Below are 3,940 nucleotides of genomic sequence, written 5' to 3'. Positions count from 1 at the left end.
GACCGCGGCTGCCGAGGGGGTGGCATGGGTGAGCGCGGCGGTGCGGCCGTCGGCGAGCGAGGTCAGTACGGCCACGCCCATGGTGGCGCCGGTGAGCAGGGCGGTGTTCACGACGCCGGCCGCCAGTCCCGCGTGGCGCGAGGGCATCCCCTCCATCGCGGTTGCCACGGCGCCGGAGACGGTCAGTCCGATGCCGACAGGCAGGACCAGCAGGCCGAGGATGAGCGGCACGCCCAGCGGGCCCGTGGGGGTGAGGCGGCTGATCAGGGCCAGCCCGGCCGAGGTGGCCAGGATGCCGACGGGTATGAGTCTGCGGGCGCCGACTCGGTCGGTGAGGCGTCCGGAAAGCAGACCGGTCACCGACAGGACCACGCTGTAGGGCACGAAGGCGGTGGCGGTCGCCAGTGGGGACCAGCCGCGTACCTGCTGGAAGTAGAGGGAGAGCAGGAAGGCAGTGGAAGCGCCGCTGGCCGGGCCGATCATGCTGGTCAGCAGCGCGGTGACGCGGGAGGCCGGGGCGAGCAGCCGTGGCGGCAGCAGCGGGTGGGCGATCGTCTTCTCGACCACGGCGAAGGCGGCGAGCAGGAGGATGCCTGTTCCCAGCGGGACCAAGACCTGGACCGTGCTCCACCCGTGGGTGCCGGCCATGGCAAGGCCGTAGCCGGCCGCGCCCAGTCCCACGGTCGCGAGCGCGGCCCCGGCGACGTCGACGCGTCCCGCCGACGGCGGCGGGACGCGGGGCAGCAGGCGCGGCGCTGCCAGCGCGGTTGCCGCGGCCACGGCGGCGAGTGCGCCGAAGACCCAGCGCCAGGTCAGCAGCGTCACCAGCACTCCGCTGATGAGGATGCCCACCGAGGCGCCGATGCCGGAGAGTGAGCCCCAGAGAGAGATCGCCCGCGCCCTGCGCGGCGGGTCGGGGAAGATGGCGCCCAGCAGTGCCATCGCGGAGGGGGCGGCCAGCGCGGCTCCGCAGCCCGCCAGGAAGCGAGTGGCGATCAGCGTGGTTGCCCCGGTGGAGGCGGCGGCTGCCGCCGAGCCGAGTGCGACCACGACGGTGCCCAGGGTGAAGGCCCGGCGCTGGTCGGTCAGGTCGGTCAGGCGGCCGCCCAGGAGCAGCAGTCCGCTGAAGGCGAGGCCGTATGCGGAGCCGGCGAGGACGAGCTGGGCGTGGGAGAGGGCGAGGTCGCGCTCGATGGCGGGCCCGGCCGTGGAGGTGACGGTCACGCCCGCGTTGACCAGCACCTGAACGGTGGCGAGGAGGCCGAAGCGCAGGCCCGGCACGAGGATCTGGCGCGCCCGGCCGGGCGCGGTGCGCGCCGGAGCGGCGGCCCGGGCCGCATGGGGTGCCCCTGCGATCAGGCTGGGGCGGGACGTATCGGGGTCCACGGTGTCTCCGATGCTCTCGCGGGGTGGGGCTCCGACGCGGGGCGGCCGACCACGGGGAGGGCCGCCCCCGCCGGAGCGCATGCGTGCCTGTCGTGGTCAGGCCGCGGCCTGCGACGAGCGGATCTTCTGGCCGAGAGCCTTGAGGAGGTCCTGGAGAAGGACGATGGTCGTCTCGTCGGTGAGGTGACCCGCCTGGTCGAAGCGGTCCTGGGAGCGGAAGACGAGAACCTCGGGCTTGGTGACGACCTGCGAGTCGGTCCACAGGAACATCTGGCGCAGCGCGAGCTGGGCGCGCACCGTGCCGAAGTTGCTCATCGCGGTGCCTGCCAGCGCGATCGGCTTGCCGTCGAGGGAGGAGTGGCCGCCCGGCCGGCTCGCCCAGTCCAGGGCGTTCTTCAGCACGCCGGGTATGCCGTAGTTGTACTCGGGCGTCGCGATCAGCAGCCCGTCCGCATCGGTGATGTGGCGGCGCAGCTCGGCGACCGGTGCGGGCGGGGTGTCGGTGTCGTGGTCCTGGTCGTACGGGGGGATCTCCCGCAGACCGTCGTAGATGTCGACAGCGAATCCCTCGGGGGCGAATTTCTGGGCGGCGCGCAGCAGGGCCGAGTTGTGCGACTGGGTGCGGAGACTGCCGGAGATGGCAAGGATCCTCAGCTCGGACACGGTGACTTTGCTCCTTCGGTGAGGTGGTGAGCGGTGGCGGAAGCCGGTGTCGTCGGGCGCGGGCCGGGTCGAGGTCGACCGGACGATTCGCCGGTGGAAGCTTCGTCGGCCTCGCGCCGCATCTAAACTGTACAGTACAGTTCAGTTCAGATGCTCGGGAGAGCCACTGACCATGCCTGGACCCGCACGTCGTCCGAGTTCTGCGTACGGCGTCGCCTGTCAGGCCCTCACCGTCGAAGGAGCGCGATGAACACCTCGACAGCCACCCGCTCGGTCACCGCCGTCATCACCCCGGTCCACACCTTCGAGGGAGAAGGGTTTCCGGTGCGCCGCCCCTTCCCCACCCCCGGCCTGTCCTCCCTCGACCCGTTCCTGATGGTCGACCAGGTGGGGCCGGTACATCTCGCCCCCGGCGAGGCGAAGGGCGCACCGCCACACCCCCACCGCGGCTTCGAGACCATCGCCTACGTACTCGAAGGAGACATCGAATACGCCGACTCCCGAGGACACCGCGGTGTCGTCCCGCCCGGCGCCGTGCAGTGGCTGACCGCGGGCAGCGGCATCGTCCACTCCGCGATGCCCACCGCGGCCTTCCTCGCCTCCGGCGGCCGCCAGCACAATCTGCAGATCTGGGTGAACCTCCCGGCCCGGCTCAAGAGCGTCCCGCCGCGCACCCAGGACCACGGCGCCGACGCCATCCCGGTGGTCCCGCTCGCGGACGGCTCCCGGCTGAAGGTGCTCGCGGGCCGCACCCACGGTGTCACCGGCCCGTTCGACACCCACGTGCCCGTGCTGGTCGTCCATGCCGCGCTGGCCCCGGAAGCGACCGTCCGGCTGCCGGCACCCGCAGGCCGCAATGCGGCGGTGTACGTCCTCTCCGGCAGCGCTCACACCGCCGGGACCGCGCTGGACGATGGCCATCTGGGGGTACTCGATGACGCCGGCGACGCCGTGGACGTCATCGGCGGGCCGGGCGGAGCCGACATTCTCTTCCTCGCCGGCGAGCCGATCGGCGAGCCGGTGGTACGCAGCGGCCCGTTCGTGATGAACACCCGGGACGAGATCGCGCAAGCGTACGCTGACTACGTCGCAGGACGGATGGGTTCCCTGCCGGGTCAGCCGGAATCCTGAGGCCAGCCAGTCCACACCGGGCCGACCCGGCACCTGCACTACCCTGCGCAGTTCGCGACCGGCCCGAACGTCCGGCCGCCACCCGCTCATCGAGAGGACTCCATGCCCGCCCAGCCCGTCGCCAGCCGCCCCCCTTCCGGAGAACGTGCGGAGCGCAAGCGCCGGGACATCGTCGCCACCGCCCGGGAGGTCTTCCTCCGCGAGGGCTTCGGTGCGGGCATGGACCTGATCGCCCGCGAGGCCGGCGTGTCGAAGGTGACGGTCTATAACCACTTCCACTGCAAGGACACCCTCTTCACCGCCGTCGTCGGCCACGCGCTGGAGGAAGCGCTCGACGCCGCCAACCGCCTGGCGGTCGCCGACCGCCTCGGCACCTCGGACGACATCCGCGCCGACCTCGTCGCAACGTGCCGGGCCCTGGTGGCAGGCCTGGCCAACCCCCGCGTCCTGGCGCTGCGCAACCTCGTAGCCGGGGAGGTGCGCCGCTTCCCACAGCTCGGCAAAGCCTGGCAGGAACACGGTCCCGACCGCTTCCACGCCACGCTCGGCGCCGCGCTGCGCCGCCTCGCCGAACGCGGTCTGCTCGACATCCCCGACATCGACCTCGCGGTCCTGCAACTGTCGGGCCTGGTCCTCTCCCCGCACTTGGTCTACAGCAGTTACGACAACGCCCCGGACGCCGCACTCACCGACCGCCTGATCACCGGCGGCGTCGACGTGTTCCTCAGCCACTACGGCCGATAGGCGCGGCCAGGCCACA

The 3,940-nt window shown here is 72.2% G+C and carries 4 protein-coding genes; 2 read left to right on the top strand and 2 right to left on the bottom strand.

All coding sequences use genetic code 11. The features are described 5' to 3' along the window. Nucleotides 1–1,386: MFS transporter (locus AB0C96_RS42950; RefSeq protein WP_362925736.1), on the bottom strand; the 1,386-nt coding region annotated here is incomplete at its 3' end. Between the two features lie 96 nt (nt 1,387–1,482). Beyond that, the gene (locus AB0C96_RS42945) at nt 1,483–2,049 is read right to left on the bottom strand and encodes an NADPH-dependent FMN reductase (protein ID WP_362925735.1); all 567 of its coding nucleotides are present in this window, start codon (nt 2,047–2,049) and stop codon (nt 1,483–1,485) included. Between the two features lie 246 nt (nt 2,050–2,295). Here AB0C96_RS42945 and AB0C96_RS42940 point away from each other — a divergent pair, with 246 nt between their 5' ends. Beyond that, on the top strand, nt 2,296–3,180 hold the full coding sequence (locus AB0C96_RS42940) for a pirin family protein (RefSeq protein WP_362925733.1): 885 nt from the start codon (nt 2,296–2,298) through the stop codon (nt 3,178–3,180). A gap of 102 nt (nt 3,181–3,282) precedes the next feature. Beyond that, nucleotides 3,283–3,924 carry a TetR/AcrR family transcriptional regulator gene (locus tag AB0C96_RS42935; protein WP_362925732.1) on the top strand — a complete coding sequence of 214 codons (642 nt, stop codon included), beginning with the start codon at nt 3,283–3,285 and terminating at the stop codon, nt 3,922–3,924. Nucleotides 3,925–3,940: the final 16 nt, after the last annotated feature.

It is taken from the genome of Streptomyces sp. NPDC048506 (genome assembly GCF_040651315.1).
Taxonomy (GTDB): domain Bacteria; phylum Actinomycetota; class Actinomycetes; order Streptomycetales; family Streptomycetaceae; genus Streptomyces.
The sequence above is the reverse complement of the archived record's forward strand: the minus strand, read 5'-3'. Positions and strand labels throughout refer to the sequence as shown.

What these genes read in the sequence shown, in the direction of transcription:
- AB0C96_RS42935 (WP_362925732.1), top strand. Translation starts at nt 3,283, where the DNA reads ATGCCCGCCCAGCCCGTCGCCAGCCGCCCCCCTTCCGGAGAACGTGCG.
- AB0C96_RS42940 (WP_362925733.1), top strand. Translation starts at nt 2,296, where the DNA reads ATGAACACCTCGACAGCCACCCGCTCGGTCACCGCCGTCATCACCCCG.